17 protein-coding genes and 1 pseudogene are annotated in these 14,983 nt (G+C 68.0%); 6 read left to right on the forward strand and 12 right to left on the reverse strand.

What is annotated here, in order from left to right:
* Positions 1–44 precede the first annotated feature (44 nt).
* From ACFQBT_RS17350 to ACFQBT_RS17365, 4 genes are read left to right on the forward strand one after another with little or no spacing between them, the layout of a single operon-like run.
* Positions 45–464: a hypothetical protein gene (locus ACFQBT_RS17350; protein ID WP_377824621.1), complete on the forward strand. Its 420-nt coding sequence runs from the start codon at positions 45–47 to the stop codon at positions 462–464.
* On the forward strand, positions 461–1,222 hold the full coding sequence (locus tag ACFQBT_RS17355; RefSeq protein ID WP_377824623.1) for a class I SAM-dependent methyltransferase: 762 nt from the start codon (positions 461–463) through the stop codon (positions 1,220–1,222). The genes ACFQBT_RS17350 and ACFQBT_RS17355 overlap by 4 nt, the downstream gene beginning before the upstream one ends.
* A 7-nt stretch (positions 1,223–1,229) precedes the next feature.
* Positions 1,230–1,979, forward strand: coding sequence for an ABC transporter permease (locus ACFQBT_RS17360; protein WP_377824625.1), 750 nt, complete (start codon positions 1,230–1,232; stop codon positions 1,977–1,979).
* A gap of 10 nt (positions 1,980–1,989) precedes the next feature.
* Positions 1,990–2,865 carry an NUDIX domain-containing protein gene (locus ACFQBT_RS17365; RefSeq protein WP_377824626.1) on the forward strand — a complete coding sequence of 292 codons (876 nt, stop codon included), beginning with the start codon at positions 1,990–1,992 and terminating at the stop codon, positions 2,863–2,865.
* A gap of 2 nt (positions 2,866–2,867) precedes the next feature.
* Here ACFQBT_RS17365 and ACFQBT_RS17370 read toward each other — a convergent pair whose 3' ends face one another.
* Together ACFQBT_RS17370 and ACFQBT_RS17375 are read right to left on the reverse strand one after the other, a co-directional pair.
* A complete protein-coding gene (locus tag ACFQBT_RS17370; protein ID WP_377824628.1) occupies positions 2,868–3,752 on the reverse strand; it encodes an oxidoreductase in 885 nt (294 codons plus the stop codon).
* A 30-nt stretch (positions 3,753–3,782) separates the two neighbouring features.
* Entirely contained in the window at positions 3,783–4,529 is a 747-nt protein-coding gene (locus ACFQBT_RS17375; RefSeq protein WP_377824629.1) for an SDR family oxidoreductase, read from the reverse strand.
* Positions 4,530–4,710: 181 nt separating this feature from the next.
* Between ACFQBT_RS17375 and ACFQBT_RS17380 the strand changes: the two genes are divergently transcribed.
* On the forward strand, positions 4,711–5,226 hold the full coding sequence (locus ACFQBT_RS17380) for a peptidoglycan-binding domain-containing protein (RefSeq protein WP_377824631.1): 516 nt from the start codon (positions 4,711–4,713) through the stop codon (positions 5,224–5,226).
* A gap of 51 nt (positions 5,227–5,277) precedes the next feature.
* On the opposite strand, the gene ACFQBT_RS17385 is transcribed toward ACFQBT_RS17380, so the two are convergent.
* The 10 genes and pseudogenes from ACFQBT_RS17385 to ACFQBT_RS17430 form a co-directional block, all read right to left on the reverse strand.
* Complete coding sequence (locus ACFQBT_RS17385; protein ID WP_377824633.1) at positions 5,278–6,153, reverse strand: GNAT family N-acetyltransferase; 876 nt, start codon at positions 6,151–6,153, stop codon at positions 5,278–5,280.
* 40 nt (positions 6,154–6,193) lie between these two features.
* Positions 6,194–7,216 (reverse strand): hemolysin family protein, encoded by a 1,023-nt coding sequence (locus ACFQBT_RS17390; RefSeq protein ID WP_377824635.1) that lies wholly within the window; start codon positions 7,214–7,216, stop codon positions 6,194–6,196.
* Entirely contained in the window at positions 7,213–8,565 is a 1,353-nt protein-coding gene (locus ACFQBT_RS17395; RefSeq protein WP_377824636.1) for a hemolysin family protein, read from the reverse strand. Before ACFQBT_RS17395 ends, ACFQBT_RS17390 begins: the two co-directional genes overlap by 4 nt.
* Before the next feature lie 86 nt (positions 8,566–8,651).
* A complete protein-coding gene (locus ACFQBT_RS17400; RefSeq protein ID WP_377824637.1) occupies positions 8,652–8,918 on the reverse strand; it encodes a hypothetical protein in 267 nt (88 codons plus the stop codon).
* Positions 8,915–9,865: an ROK family protein gene (locus ACFQBT_RS17405; protein ID WP_377824639.1), complete on the reverse strand. Its 951-nt coding sequence runs from the start codon at positions 9,863–9,865 to the stop codon at positions 8,915–8,917. Before ACFQBT_RS17405 ends, ACFQBT_RS17400 begins: the two co-directional genes overlap by 4 nt.
* Before the next feature lie 2 nt (positions 9,866–9,867).
* Positions 9,868–11,187: a sugar ABC transporter permease gene (locus ACFQBT_RS17410; RefSeq protein ID WP_377824641.1), complete on the reverse strand. Its 1,320-nt coding sequence runs from the start codon at positions 11,185–11,187 to the stop codon at positions 9,868–9,870.
* Positions 11,184–11,756: an ATP-binding cassette domain-containing protein gene (locus ACFQBT_RS17415; RefSeq protein WP_377824643.1), complete on the reverse strand. Its 573-nt coding sequence runs from the start codon at positions 11,754–11,756 to the stop codon at positions 11,184–11,186. Before ACFQBT_RS17415 ends, ACFQBT_RS17410 begins: the two co-directional genes overlap by 4 nt.
* Positions 11,757–11,824: 68 nt before the next feature.
* Positions 11,825–11,968, reverse strand: a pseudogene (locus ACFQBT_RS17420) (ATP-binding cassette domain-containing protein); the annotation flags it as partial.
* Between the two features lie 84 nt (positions 11,969–12,052).
* The gene (locus ACFQBT_RS17425; RefSeq protein ID WP_377824645.1) at positions 12,053–13,213 is read right to left on the reverse strand and encodes a sugar ABC transporter substrate-binding protein; all 1,161 of its coding nucleotides are present in this window, start codon (positions 13,211–13,213) and stop codon (positions 12,053–12,055) included.
* Between the two features lie 134 nt (positions 13,214–13,347).
* Positions 13,348–13,869: a GNAT family N-acetyltransferase gene (locus tag ACFQBT_RS17430; protein WP_377824647.1), complete on the reverse strand. Its 522-nt coding sequence runs from the start codon at positions 13,867–13,869 to the stop codon at positions 13,348–13,350.
* 61 nt (positions 13,870–13,930) lie between these two features.
* Between ACFQBT_RS17430 and ACFQBT_RS17435 the strand changes: the two genes are divergently transcribed.
* Positions 13,931–14,968, forward strand: coding sequence for a S66 family peptidase (locus ACFQBT_RS17435; RefSeq protein ID WP_377824649.1), 1,038 nt, complete (start codon positions 13,931–13,933; stop codon positions 14,966–14,968).
* The last annotated feature ends 15 nt before the right edge of the window (positions 14,969–14,983 follow it).

Raw genomic sequence — 14,983 nt, forward strand, 5'->3', positions numbered from 1 at the left:
GGAATCCCTTGCCGGACGCCGATCAAGGGCGGCACGGTCGCTGCGTGACCATCAAACGTGACGGACTGATCGCGACGCTTCTGCTCGGGCTGACGGCGGTGCTCATCGTCCTGCAGGGCCTGTGGGCGGGCCTGTTCTTGTCCACCGATCCCCGATCCGACTCGTGGATCCACGTGCACGACGTCGGCGCCTGGGCCACGCTGCTGTGCGCGCTCGCCGCCGCGGCATGGGTGACGATCCGCCTGCGCAGCGACCGTCCGGTGTGGTTCGGCAGCGTCCTGCTCGTGCTTGTCATCGCCGCAGAGGCACACATCGGCGGCCGGATCACCGACAACGGCGATGACGGCCTCACCGCCGTCCACGTGCCGTTGGCCCTGATCCTGATGGGTCTGGGCATCTGGTTGCCAGTGCGGTCCGCCAGGCTCGTGCGGACTGCTCCTCGTTCGGCCATGCTGGATTCGTGAGCTTCGAAGTAGCCGCGGACGCCTACCAGGCGTTCATGGGCCGGTACGCCGATCCACTGGCCGACCGTCTCATGTCCATTCTCGCGCCCACCTCCGGGCAGCGGGCTCTCGATGTCGGCGCCGGCTCTGGCGCCGTCGCCTCTCGCCTGGCTCACTTCCTGGGTGAGGCGGCTGTCTCTGCGGTCGACCCATCCCCACCCTTCGTCGCGGCACTGCGCACAAGCCTGCCGAACGCCGATGTCCGGTTGGCATCCGCCGAGTCGCTGCCGTTCGCCGATGTCACCTTCGACCTGGTGATCGCCCAACTGGTGGTGCAGTTCATGACCGACGCGGCTCGTGGGCTCACGGAGATGGTGCGGGTAACGCGACCCGGCGGCCGGGTGGCAGTGTCGGTGTGGGATTTCAGCGGCGGACGGTCTCCGTTGTCGCTCTTCTGGCAGGCGGCGGGCGAACTCTTCGATGACGTGCCGGACGAGTCGGGACAGCTGGGCACCAAGTCCGGCGAACTCGCGCGCCTCCTGGACGCCGCCGGGCTGTCGCTGGTCACGGACACCGAGGTAGCCGTCGACCTCGTCTACGACAGCTTCGAATCCTGGTGGCAGCCCTACGAATTGGGTGTCGGACCTGCCGGTGCCTACTTCTCCACGTTGGATTCGGCCGGGCGAGAGGAGCTCCGGCAACGCTGCGCGCAACGGTTGCCGTCCGCGCCCGGCCCGCATCATGCGGTGGCTTGGTTAGCCATCGGAGTCCGGAGCTGATCGCGCGGTGCCGCACGCCGAACACCTCATAGCCTCGCTGATCGCGGTGGCAATCCTGGCGGCGATCAGCGCTGCCGTATTTTGGGCGAACCGGTTACCGACTCCGCTGGCGCCCGTGCTCGCCATCGGTCGCGGGGTGCTGCAACTGGCGGTACTGGCCGTCGTGCTCGGCGGTCTGATCACGTCGTGGTGGGGCGTGCTCCTGGCGTTGGTGATCATGGCCGGCATCGCCATCTGGACTGCGGCGGGCCGACTCGGTGGTGCACACCGGATCTCGATCGCTGCGCCAGCGATGCTCAGCGGCGTCGCGGTTGCCCTGACCGTTGTCTTCGTCACCGGTGCTTTGGATGCGACTCCTCGCTACGCCCTGGCCATTGCCGGCATCGTGATCGGCAACTCGATGACGTGCACGACGTTGGCTGGCCGCTCGTTCCGGCAATCCTCGATCGACCAATGGGATCAGATCGAGGGCTGGCTGGCCATCGGGGCTCGCCCGCCACAGGCCAACCTGCACGTCGCGCGGACGGCCGCCTATCACGCGCTCGTTCCGTCGATCGATCAGACCAAGACGACCGGATTGGTCACTCTCCCAGGCGCATTCGTCGGCGCCATCTTCGGCGGACTGTCACCGCTGGAGGCAGGACGGTTCCAGGTCCTCGTGCTCGCGGCCATTATGGCGTGCAGCGCGATCACGGCGACCCTCACCACGCGTTTGCTGAGTCGCACCGCGCTGAAACCGGTCGAATTGCTCGCCTAAGCTGGGGCTCGTGCCTGCCGGAAGTCCCGCTCCGATCATCCGAGTGGTGGCTGCCCTGACGACGGATCCGCACGGCCGGATCCTCCTGGTGCGCAAGCAGACATCGCAGATGTTCATGCAACCGGGCGGCAAACCCGAGCCCGGAGAAGACTCACTCAGCGCCCTGCGACGGGAGTTGCAGGAAGAGCTGCAGGTCGACGTACCGGCATCTGCGCTCAGCCCCGTGGGTGAGTTCGAGACGGACACGGCCAACGAACCCGGCCACGTGCTGCACTCCCAGGTGTTCCGGTTGCACCTCGACCAGCCGGTCACCGCATCTGCGGAGATCGCCGAGGCACGGTGGTTCACTCTTGACGAAGCGGATGCCCTGGGCGACCGGCTCGCTCCACTGGCCCGGAAGTTGCTGCCCAGGCTCGCGGCCCCACGCCTGCGCGAGAGTGTCCGCGCGCTGATCCTCGATGAGCGCGACAAGGTCCTGTTGGTGCGCTTCCAGTTCGGCCCGGCGCGTTTCTGGGCCAATCCGGGCGGTGGCATCGAGGCGGGAGAGGACCGGTTGACGGCCCTGCAACGGGAATTGCGTGAGGAGGTCGGCCTGGATGTCGACACCCTGGGCCCGGAGGTGTGGACCAAGACGGCGTACTTCCCGATGAACGGCTGCGACGGCCAGGTCGACCACATCCACCTGGTCCGCACGTCGCACTTCACGCCAAAACCGGAGTTCACGGACCAGCAACTGCGGGACGAGGGCGTTCAGGAGATCCGATGGTGGTCGGTCGACGAGATCCTCAACAGCACCGAGGTTTTCGCGCCCCGAGCCCTTCGCGAACTCCTCCCGGACGTGTTGCGTCGGGTGCCGGATCAGCCGCTGACGATCGCCGGTTTCTGACCTCAGCCGTTGAGCCGCCCGAGTTCCTCGTCGCTCAGGGTGATCGCACCCACCGCGAGGTTCTCCTCCAGGTGCGCCACCGAAGACGTGCCCGGGATCAACAGGATGTTCGGGGAACGGGCCAGCAGCCAGGCCAGACCGACCTGCGCCGGCGAAACATCATGCGCTGCGGCGATCTCCTGGACCCGCGAATCGTCCACGACCTTGGGCATGTTCGGAAACGCCGAGCCCAACGGGAAGTACGGCACATAGGCGATCCCGGCAGCCGCGCACCGCTCCAGGACGGCGGCGTCCGATTGATCCACCAGGCTGAAAGCGTTCTGCACACAGGTGATCCCGACCTGGTCGATTGCGAGATCCACTGTGTCCAGGCCGACGGTCGAGACTCCGATGCCACCGATCTTGCCCTCGTCGCGTAGCTCCGCCAGCTCGGCCAACTGCTCCTCGATCGGCACGTCGGGATGCCCCTCGTGCTCGTCCATCCGGCGCAGGTTGACGGCTGCGATCTGCTCCAGTCCGAGGGTGCGCAGGTTCGCCTCTACGTCCTCACGCAACTCCTGCGGCGTCTGTGCCGGCACCCAGTTGCCTTCGCCGTCGCGGCGGGCGCCGACCTTGGTCACGATGGACAGGTCCTCGTCGTACGGATACAGCGCCTCACGGATCAGCTCGTTGGACACGTCCGGTCCGTAGAACTGGGCCGTGTCGATGTGATTCACCCCCAGCTTGACGGCTCGCCGGAGCACCGCAATCGCCGCATCCTTGTCCTTCGGCGGGCCGAAGACACCGGGCCCGGGCAGTTGCATCGCCCCGAAACCGATCCGGTTGACCGGACGCCCGGCCAGTTCGAAACTCCCCGCAGCAGCGGCGGTCACCACGTCATCGCTCACCTGTCGGAGGCTACCCGTCGTTGCTGGGGGCTACCGCCCGCCGGACACGTCGATGAATGCTCCGGTGACGTACGACGCGCGGTCCGACAGCAGCCAGCTCACCGCGTCCGCGACCTCCTGTGCGGTGCCGGCACGCCCCATCGGCTGCATCGGGCCGACTCGGTCCGCACGGCGGGGTTCACCGCCGAGGATGTGAATGTCGGTGTCGATGATTCCGGCCCGGATCGCCGTCACCCGGATCCCCTCCGCTGCCACTTCCAGGGCCAGCCCCCGGGTCAGGGAGTCGACTGCCCCCTTGCTGGCCGCATAGTCGACATATTCGTTCGGGGAGCCGAGCACAGCGGCCTTGGAGGAGATGTTGACGATGGCTCGGGCTCCCACGGGCCGTTCTCGCATCCGCCGGACCGCCTCGCGGCAGCACAACGCCGTGCCGATCACGTTGACCTGCAGCATGTTTCGCCACCGGTCGGCGTCGATGTCCACAAATGACGTCTGCGTGCCGACGATGCCGGCGCTGTTGACCAGAGCCGCCAGCGCGCCGTGCTCGTCCGCCGCGCTGAAGAGTGCCTCGATCTGGGCCGGGTCGGCGACGTCACAGCGTACGGCGGCCACGGGCGAGCCGGGTGCATCCAGTTCGGCGACGATCCGGTCCGCTGCCTCGACATCGGACCGGTACGCCAACACCAGGGTCCGGCCGGGCACGCCGGCCAGTTGCCGCGCAGTCGCAGCACCGATCCCGCGGGTGCCGCCGGTGATCAGGTAGACCTCGTTGACCATGCATCGACCCTACGGGTGGGGCCACGGGCAGCCTCCGAGCGGGCAGGGCCGTCCCCCGATCGGGGGACACCGGATTCATCCGCTCGATGGGCCGAACGGTCGACAGGTCGCGGCCGGGGCCGGGCCCACAGTTGAGTCATCGCCCGGACAAGCCGGGACCAACCCGAAAGGAACAACCATCATGAACACCAACACCACCCCCGACACCACCGCAGCTCGCCCGGCCCGGACCCCGCAGTCCAAGCGTCGTCTCGTCGCCGGCCTCACCCTGACCGGTGTCGCCGCCGCCGCGATCTGCGGCGCCGCTGCTTTCGGTTTCAGCGGTTCCACCGCGCACGCCGCGTCCACCGGCACCCCGGCCGCGACCCACACGATCAGCCCTGCGACCCCGGTCACCCCGCACACGATCAGCCCGGCGACCCCGGTCACCCCGAGCAACCACCACACGCACCCCACCGCGGGCGGCTCGAGCGTCAAGCCCTCCGCAAGCGTCAAGCAGCTGCAGCGCGAGCTGGGCCAGCTGGACTACTACGAAGGCCCCGTCGACGGCATCAGCGGCACGCAGACGATCAACGCGATCAAGTACCTGCAGCGCGACGCGCACCTGCCGCAGACCGGAATCATGAACCAGGCCACCAGCAACGCGCTCAAGGCGATGCTGGCCCACGGCAACAACGTGATGGGCGGCAACAACTGATCAACTCACCTCACCACGCCAGGACGACCCGCCTCCGCGGGCCGTTCTGCGTTATGCCACCGAGTATTCCCCGGACTCACCCAGCGGCTCGAAACCGATCCGGGCGTAGACGCCGTTCGACACCGGGTTCGTGACATCGGTGTAGAGGCACGGCAGGAGTCCGGCATGCAGGATCCGCTGTGCCGCGGTTGCGACCACCCACGCGGCGTACCCGTTGCCGCGGAACGGTTCTGGCGTGAGTACCGGTGCGATCCGGGCCGACCCGAAGGCGGGCACGTTGATGCCGGTGACGTGAGCGATCCGACCATCGACCTCCCACAGGAGATAGCGGCGTCCGGCGGCGATCTGGTCGACGATGTCCTGCTCGGTCGTCGTGAACCGTTCCCCGGGATGCACCGGGCGACCGGCCTGAGCGGCCGCCTGCGGGATGAAGGTCAGCAGGAGCGGCAGCAGGGTGCCGGCGTCGGCCGCGGTAGCCTCGCGCAACCGGCCGGCGGGCTCTGCCGGCCACTGCACCTGGGACAACGCCCACAACCGCGTCGGCACCTGCTGCTCGACCCGGCCACCCACGGCCCGCGCCATGAGCGCGGCGAAATCGGCGACCTCGGGAAGCGACCCGGTCATCGCAGCGATAGCCTCCCCGCGGTCGATCAGCGCCGCCGCGAGCGCGGTCACCGCATCCGAGGGCATCGGCCCGATCCAGGCGGGGTGGGTCTCCGCCGGGTGGGTGCGCATGGCGACCCCGCACAGCACGCCTTCGGCGCGCACCGTCGCAAACCAGCGCGGCCAATCGACCGCCTCCCGTGGCATCACCTGTGCCCGTACGGCGTTGGTTGCGATCACGCTCAACCTGATCGGATCGGCGGCCAGGTAGTCGGCAGCGACCGCCAGGAAGGAGTCGGCATCCTCGAAGAAGTCCACCTGCATCCCGCGACGCTAGAGGGTGGCGGCGCTCGACGCCAGGCAATTACGAAGCCGCGCGGTCGCTCTCGTCATCGAACCGGCCAACCACCTCTTCGATCAGATCCTCGAGGGCAGTGATCCCCACAATCCCGCCGCCGGAACTCACCAGCGCCAGATGAGCCCGGCGCGCGCGCATCGCGGTCAACGCATCGATCAGATGCTCATCGGCGTCGATGGTCTCGATGGCATGGACGACCTCCCGCACCGGGTCACCGGTCACCAACACTTCCCGGATGTGAACCAACCCGGCGGCGTCGCCGTCGTCCAGCACCACCAGCCGGGAACGGCCGGTGTCGGCGCTGATCCGCTCGGCGTCGGACGCGGACCCGGAGAGCGGGACAGTGACGACGCGGTCCCACGGCACCATGACCTCGCGGAGGGTCTCGTGCTCCAGGCGCAGCGCCCCGGCCAGCAGGTCGTGCTCACCTTCCGCGAGGGAACCGTGCTCCCGAGACTGCTGGATCAACCGCTGCAATTCGACCGGGCCCTGGGCGTTCCCGACCGAATCGACCGGGTTGACCCCGGCCAACCGGACCAGGCCGTTGGCCGCGGCGTTCAACCCCCGCAACGCCCACCGGAACGCGTTCGTGAAGACACGGAACGGTCGGGCCAATAGCAGAGCCGACTGCTCGGGGTGGGAGATCGCCCACGACTTGGGTGCCATCTCACCGACGACCATGTGCAGGAATACGACGAGACCCACGGCCAGCAGGAGCGAGATCACCGAGGCCACACTGTCCGGCACCCCGACACCCGAAAACAGCGGCGCCAGAAGATCTTTCATCGCGGGCTTGGCCAACGCACCCAGACCGAGCGTGCAGATGGTGATGCCCAGCTGAGCGCTGGCCAGCATCAGGCTGAGCTCGCGGGAGTTCGCCAGCGCCGCTTTGGCCGCGCTGCTGCCAGCTTCGGCCTGGGTCTGCAGCCGTGACGGTTTCGCAGCGATCACTGCGAATTCCGCCGCGACGAAGAACCCATTGGCTATCAGCAGAAGCAGCGAGATGGCAAGGGCCACAGGGATACTCACCGCGACACCTCCTCGTCCACCGGGCCGAGATCGGTCAACCGGATGATCCGCGGCACGTGGCGACGAGCTTCCTCGACGACCAGCGAGGCGCGTCGCGGCACCGTCTCCTCGCCCTCCGGGCGCCACTGGACGATCACCATGTCGCCCGCGGTCGCCGTACGTCCCAGCTCGGCGAGCACCAGCCCGCTCACGGTGTCGTAGTGCTCGGACTCGGGCAGGGCGATGCCGGTCTCGTTCTCGACCTCGTCCAGCCGCAGCCGCGCCGACATCCGCCATCCGCGCGCCACGGGCGCGCGGGGCCCGCGCAGCCCGCGGTCGCTCTCGTCCTCAATCTCGCCGACCACTTCCTCGACGATGTCCTCCAGGCTGACGATCCCGGCGAAACCGCCGTATTCGTCGATCACCACCGCGAGTTGCTGGTGCTCTGCCCGCAAGCGCTCCAGGACTTCGGGGACGGGAAGGCTGTCCGGCACCCGCACCACTTCGATGGCGACCTCGTGCGCCGGCCGGGTGGCGCGCTCGGCGGCGGGTACGGCGAGCACCTGGTGGATGCCGATCACGCCCTGCACGTCGTCCACCGAATCTCCGACGACGGGGAAGCGGGAGTGACCCGACCCCATCCGGCGTACGACGTCGGCAACCGTGTCGGCGGCCGTCACCAGGACCACGTCCACCCGCGGCGTCATCACCTCGTCCGCCGTGCGCTCCCGGAACTCCAGACCGCGATCGAGCAGGTCCGACAGATCCCGGTCCAGCAGGCCGCCGGCGTGCGATTCGTCGATGATGTGCCGCAGGTCGTCGGGGGTCGCGCCCTGCGGCAGCTCCTCCACCGGTTCGATGCCGACCGCCCGCAGCAGCCGGGTGCTGGCGCTGTCGAAGAGCCGGATGACCGGGCCGGCGACGGTGAGGTAGACCAGGGTCGAGCGGGACAGCGCCCGGGCCAGCGGCACCGGCCGGGCGATGGCGTAGTTCTTGGGGGCGAGTTCGCCGATGACCATCTGGATCACCGTGCTCAGGATCAAAGCGACGATGACCGAAATGGACAGCGACAGACCGGCCGGGACGGCGGCGATGCCGGTCAGCAGCTCGGCCAGGCCTACCCCCAGGTAGGGCTCGGAGACATAACCGACCAGCAGGGCCGTCACCGTGATGCCGAGCTGGGCACCGGACAGTGTGAACGACAGCCGGCCAGTCACCCGCAGCGCCCGCTCCGCCGCCGCGTCTCCCTCGTCGGCCAGTTGGGCGAGGCGACCCCGGTCCACCGCGACGTAGGCGAATTCCTGGAGCACGAAGTAGCCGGTGGCCAGGGTGAGCAGCAACACGCTCAGCAAGCCGATCAGAAGACTCATCGGCGGCCACCATCGATTAGCCGGGCGTTACCCGGCCGGGTACTACCAGGGCCAGCGGCGCAGGTCGGCATGCCCCGAGTCTACGGTCAGACCAGCGACAGGTCCCCTGTGAAGAGGTCCTCGAAGGCCAGTTCCGCCGCACCGACCAGGATGGGCTCATCGAGGACGCCGGGCAACAGCGCGACCGGCGCCGCCGTGTCCGCTGTCGCTCCTCTCGCAACACGACGAGCGACGCTGGGACCGCATCGGCGGATCACTTCGGCGAGATGTCCGACGTAGACCACCGCACTGGGCTCCAGGAAAGTGACGACGTTACCCGTGATCACCCCCAGCCAATCGGCGACCTCGCTCACGACATGCGCGGCCGGTTGGTCGCCGGCGTCGAACCGTGCGAAGAGTTCCTCGACGTCGCCCACCGGACTCCCCTGCGACGGGCGGCGCGCAGCAACGCCGGCGCACCGGCGTACTGCTCCACGCAGCCGCGGTTGCCGCAGTGGCAGCGGCGACCCTTGGGGTCCATCACGACATGTCCCAACTCGCCCGCGTACCCCGTGGCCCCGTGCAGCGGCCGCCCGTCGACGAGCACCCCGCTGCCGACGCCGTTGCGCCCCAAGACGCAGATCAGATCGTTGTACCCGCGGCCGGCACCGCGCAGATGTTCGGCGTACGCCGCGAGGTCGGCGTCGTTGACCATCCGCACCTCATGACCGATCCGGTCACGCATGAACTGCCCGAACGGGACGCCGTGCCATCGCAGGTTGGGTGCGTTCAGGACCCAACCGTCCTGGGTACGTACCATCCCGGGGACCCCGACGCACATTCCCACGCAACGGGATCCGGCTGTCTCGCCGTCGAGTTCGGCAGCCGCTTGAGCGATGGCGTCGGCGACATCGCTCGGCTCGGGGTGTTTGACGGGGTGATTCCACATGCGGCGTGCGCGCACCTGCCCGCCGAACCCGACGGCCGCAACGGTCACGGTGCGGACATCCAGATCCACCGCGATGACGTGCGCCGCCTGCGGCAGGGCGGTCACGACATACGACGGCCGGCCGGCCCCCGACTTGGTGGCGTCGGGATGCTCCGCCACCATGCCGCGCTCGGTCAGTTCTCCGACGAGCGCGGCGATGGTGCTGCGGTTCAGGCCGGTGGCGGTGGTGAGTTCGCTGCGGGAGATCGAACCCACCTGATGCAGATGCCGCAGGAGCAGGCCCAGGTTGTGCTTGCGGATCTGCTCGGGGCGGGCGACCGGCCGGATCTGCGTGGTCGTCGCCCTCCCGGCAGGTACGGTGCGGCCGCTCACAGTCAGCTCAGTCCGGTCGAACCCGCCCGCCGCCGGCTCAGCGCATCGACGGTCGCGGCGAGGGCCAGCACCGCACCGGTGACGATGGCCTGCCAGGCCGCGTTGTTCTTGCCCGTGATCAGGTCGGACATGCCGTTGATGATGACCGCCACGACCAGACCTCCGATGACGGCGTCGGTGATCTTGCCCTTGCCGCCGAACAGGCTCGTCCCACCGACGACGGCGGCACCGACCGCGAGCAGCAGGGTGTTGCCGCCGCCGGTCTGCTGGCTCACACCGCTTTGCGAGCCCAGCACCAGCCCGGAAATCACTGCCATCGTCGAGCAGATGACGAAGACCGAGATGCGGACGGCGTCGACCCGGATGCCCGCGCGGCGGGCCGCTTCGTCGTTGCCGCCGACGGCGTAGATGTGCCGGCCGTACTTCGTGCGATTGAGCACGAAAGCCAGTACCAGCACGAGCACGACGATGAGCGGGACGACCCACGGGATGCCCTGCAGGGTCGGGGCCGGGACGTGGACGAGCTGACCGTCAACGGTGGCGACCCCGGGGGCTACACCGGCGTTCTGGTTGATGTTGTAGAGAGCGGTCGCGCCGAGGACGACCACGGCGGTTGCGCCGATCTTCAGAGCGGTGACCGCGGTGGGTTCGGTGACCAGGCCCCGCGCACGACGCGCACGGACCCGGTTCAGCGTCACCCCGGCGTACCCGAGGACCAGCGCGATGGCCAGCACCCAGCCCAGCCACACGGGCATCAGGTCGTTCTCCAATGCATCCAGGACCGGCTCGTGGTAGGACAGCGACCCGCTGGAGCCGACGGTGTTCATGACCATGATCAGCACACCCTGTAGCGCCAGGAAGAGGGCCAGAGTCACTACGAACGACGGCACCCGCACCTTCGCACGCATCCAGCCGATGAAGAGGCCGATCCCGGCGCCGACCAGCAATGCGACCAATACCGCCAGCGGCCAAGGCCATTGGCGGAAGAGCAGCACGGCGATGATGCCGGCACCGACTCCCGAGGTGGTTCCGGCGGACAGGTCGATCTCGCCGAGCAGCAGTACGAAGATCAGGCCCATGGCCAGCAGAACGCCCGGCGCCGCCTGAGTGGTCAGCGAGGTGAGATTGCTCAGGGAGAAGAAGCCGCTGTCGAAGATGGAGAAGATCAGGACCAGGACCAGCAGCGCCGCAACGGCTGGCAGCGAGCCCATGTCACCGCCACGGATACGGGTGATGTAGCCGCCGATGAACGACCTCAGGTCATTGGTGGGAACGGTCGCGAGCGCCAGTTCGTCTCGGGCTGTGCGTGTTTCGGTAGTCACGACGAAGCAGCTCCTACGGACGCGGGGGCGGGCAGGCCGACGTCACCGGAACGGCCGGTGGTGATCAACTCCACGACCTGGGTGGTGGTGACGTCCTTGGCATCGACGATGGCGGCGGTCTGGCCGAGGTAGAGGGCGGCGATCTTGTCGGCGACCTGCATGACGTCGTTCATGTTGTGCGAGATCAGCACGACGGCAACGCCGGAGTCGGCCAATCGGCGTACGAGATTGAGGACCTGCTCGGTCTGGGCCACGCCGAGCGCAGCGGTCGGTTCATCCAGGATGACCAACTTCGCCTGCCACAGAACGGCTTTGGCGATCGCGACGGTCTGTCGTTGACCACCGGACAGGCTGGAAACCCGCTGCCGGACCGACTTCAGGGTCCGTACCGAGAGGGACTTCAGGGCGTCACTGGCGGCGACCTCCATCGAATCCTCGTCCATGGCCAGGCCGCGCATCTGCTCGCGACCGAGGAACATGTTCTGGACAACGTCGAGGTTCTCGCACAGCGCGAGGTCCTGGTAGACGATCTCAACGCCCAGGGCCGCCGCGTCGCGCGGGCCGTGCACGGTGACCGGATTTCCTCGAACAGGTACTCACCGGAGTCGATGGAGTACGTCCCACCGATGCACTTGACGAGGGTGGACTTGCCGGCGCCGTTGTCTCCGACCAGAGCCGTCACCTCGCCGGCGTACGCCTCGAAGTCGACGTCGCGCAGGACGTGCACGGCGCCGAAGCTCTTGTTGATGTCCCGTAATTGCAGGACGGGGGTGTCTGCCATGATTTCCTTCTGCCGTCGGTTGGTTCGCGGGTCGGATCGACCGGTCGCGGGACCGGTCGATCCGACCCGGGTCGTGCGGTGGAGTTACTTGACCCCGAACCTCGTGCACAACGCGGCGAACGTGTTGGCGCAGGTCGTCGCCTTCGGCGTGTAGCCGTCGTTGATCGGCTCGGCGACATTCGCCTGCGTGATCGCGATCGGCGTCGCCAGGATGGCCGGCACCTTGCGGCCGGTCTGGGTGTCGGTCACGGTCGCGGTCGTCGTCGGCAGCTGGCCGGTGGCGAAGCGGGCCGCGGCGTCGACGGCCGGATAGGCCTCACCCTTGGACGGCTTGTAGATCGTGAAGCACTGGGTGCCCTGCATGATCCGCTGCAGACCCTCGACGGTTGCGTCCTGGCCTGACACCGCGACCGAACCGGCCTTCTTCTGCTTGGCCAGGGCGGTGACGACCGGGCCGGCCATACCGTCGTTGGCGACCATTACCGCATTGATGTCCGGGTTCTTCTGGTACATCGAGGTGAAGGTGATGCCGGCCTGGGTGTTGTCCCAGTTGGCGATCGATTGCTCGGCGATCTTCTTCCAGCCGGACTGCTTGGACAGCACGCTGTCGTAGCCCTGCGCGAAGAGGGTCGCGTTGTTGTCGGTCGGGGCACCGTTGAGCTGGACGTAGTTGACCGCCGACTTGCCCTTGACCTGCGAGCACTGCGTCAGGGTCTGACCCTGCAACTCGCCGACCTTGACGTTGTCGAAGGACACGTAGAGCGACGCGCTACCGCCGAGGGTCAGCCGGTCGTAGTCGATGGTGATGATGCCCTTGGCCTTGGCCTTCTCCTGGATCTTGGCCGCCGAGGCGGAGTCCAGGTTGACCAACATGAGCACCTTCACACCGTTGTTCATCATGGTGTCGGCCTGGGTGGCCATCGTGGTCGCGGAGTTGTTGGCGTTCTGGATGTCGCAGTCCAGGTTGTCCGCTTTGCACCGCTCGGCCAGCGCGTCCGGGTCGGTCGAGATCCACCGGTTGGAGGTGGTGCGGTCCGGCAGGATGATGCCGACCTTGGCACCCTTTCCGTCCACCGTGGACCCGCCGGCGGTGGTGGGAGCGCTCGTGGAGCCGGTCATGCCACCGGAGGTCCCGCCTCCCGCAGTAGCCGACGGTGAGGAGGGTGAGGAGCTGCTGCCACAGGCGGCCAACGCCATGACACCGGAGGCGGCGAAGACCGCCGCGCTCAGCGCACCTTTGCGCATATTTCACTACCTTTCAGGAGGCTCCGGACCGGCACGACCCGTCGCCAGGTTTGTTGTGTCCGACAACATATACCGCGGTAGTGACCTACGCCACATTCGTAGGAAAACCGTTGACTACTTGCTGAGGTGACCGCTCAGCCGGGTTCGCCCGCGGGCGGACCCGATCCGCCGAGGTGCTTCTGCATCCAGAGCGTGTCGTGCCACGCGTCGAACTTCCAGCCGATCGCGTGGTAGACCCCGACCCGGGTGAACCCCAACGCCGTGTGGAGGCCCTGGCTGGCGTCATTCGGCATGGTGATACCGGCGCACGCAGTGCGGTAGTTGCGCCGTTCCAACCGGTCGAGCAATTGCCGGTACAACTCGCTGCCGACCCCGAGGCCGTGGGATCCGCGATGGACGTAAACGCTGACGTCGCAGGCGAATCGGTACGCCGCCCGCTGACGGTGCTGCACGGCGTACGCGTATCCGACCACATCGTTGTCGCGCACCGCGACGAGCCACTCGATAGCGCTGCCGATGCGTTGGGCCATCTCCGGCGCGGACGGCGGGTCGAGTTCGAAGGAGACGACCGTGTCGGTGACGTACGGCGCGTAGATATGCGCGCACGCCCAGGCGTCCAGCTCGGGATCGGCGGACCGGATCGTCAGTTGCTCCACGACACCATCATGACCGGATAACGCGATGACGCGATCCGGCTCGGCCACCTAAGGTGCGGAAATGATCACGCCGCCGAAGGCCGCACCCGGTGACCGCGTCGCTATCCTCTCTCCGTCGTTTGCCGCTCCGGGGTTCGCGCCCGCCGTGCACGAGCAGGCCATGCGCCGGTTGACCGAGGTGACCGGACTGATCCCGGTCGAATACCCGACCACCCGGCAGCTCGGGGCCTCGGCGACGGATCGGGCTGCCGACTTCAACGCCGCGCTGGCCGACTCCTCCATCCGAGCGATCCTGGCCAGCATCGGCGGCGAGGACCAGATCACCGTGGTACCCCATCTCGACGCCGAGCTGGCTCGCCGGGACCCCAAACCGTTCCTCGGCTACAGCGACAACACCAACATCCTCAACTGGCTGTGGCAGAACGGAATCGCCGGTTTCTACGGTGGCTCGACCCAGGTGCAGTTGGGTCCGGGTCCCGCGGTCGACCCCATCCACGTCGCGAGCCTGCGTGCGGCGCTCCTCACCGGCGAGCAGCTCGAACTGGCCGAGCCCGGCGAGTCGGAGGACTTCGGGGTGGACTGGCGGGATCCAGCCGCGCTCACGACGTACGGCGATCGCGAACCGACCCAGCCCTGGCGGTGGGCGGGTGCGCAGCAGGTGGTCGACGGTGCGACGTGGGGCGGTTGCATCGAGGTGCTCCACGAACTGATGACCGCGGGCCGGTTCGATGACGCCCGCCCTGAGCTGGACGGTGGCGTGCTGCTGCTGGAAACGTCCGAAGAGCTCATCCCGGCGCGTGAGTTCGGTTGGATCTTAAGGGCAATGGGCGAGCGCGGTCTGTTGGCCAGGAGTGGGGCAATCCTGGTCGCCCGGCCCCCGACCTCAGAACACGAGCGACTGGCGGACTCGCCCACCCGGGCCCGTCGCCGGCAGGAACAGTCCGACATGGCGGTCGATCTCATCACGTCCTACAACCCAGACGCGGTGGTCGTGGTGGGCATTCCGTTCGGCCACACCCGACCGCAGTGGATCGTCCCGTACGGCGGCCGGATGAGGGTCGACGGGACCTCCCAGCGGGTGTGGGCCGACTACGGCTGACGGTTAGATAAGCCG

Origin of the sequence: Branchiibius cervicis, assembly GCF_042661605.1 — a bacterium.
In the GTDB taxonomy this organism is placed as follows: domain Bacteria; phylum Actinomycetota; class Actinomycetes; order Actinomycetales; family Dermatophilaceae; genus Branchiibius; species Branchiibius cervicis.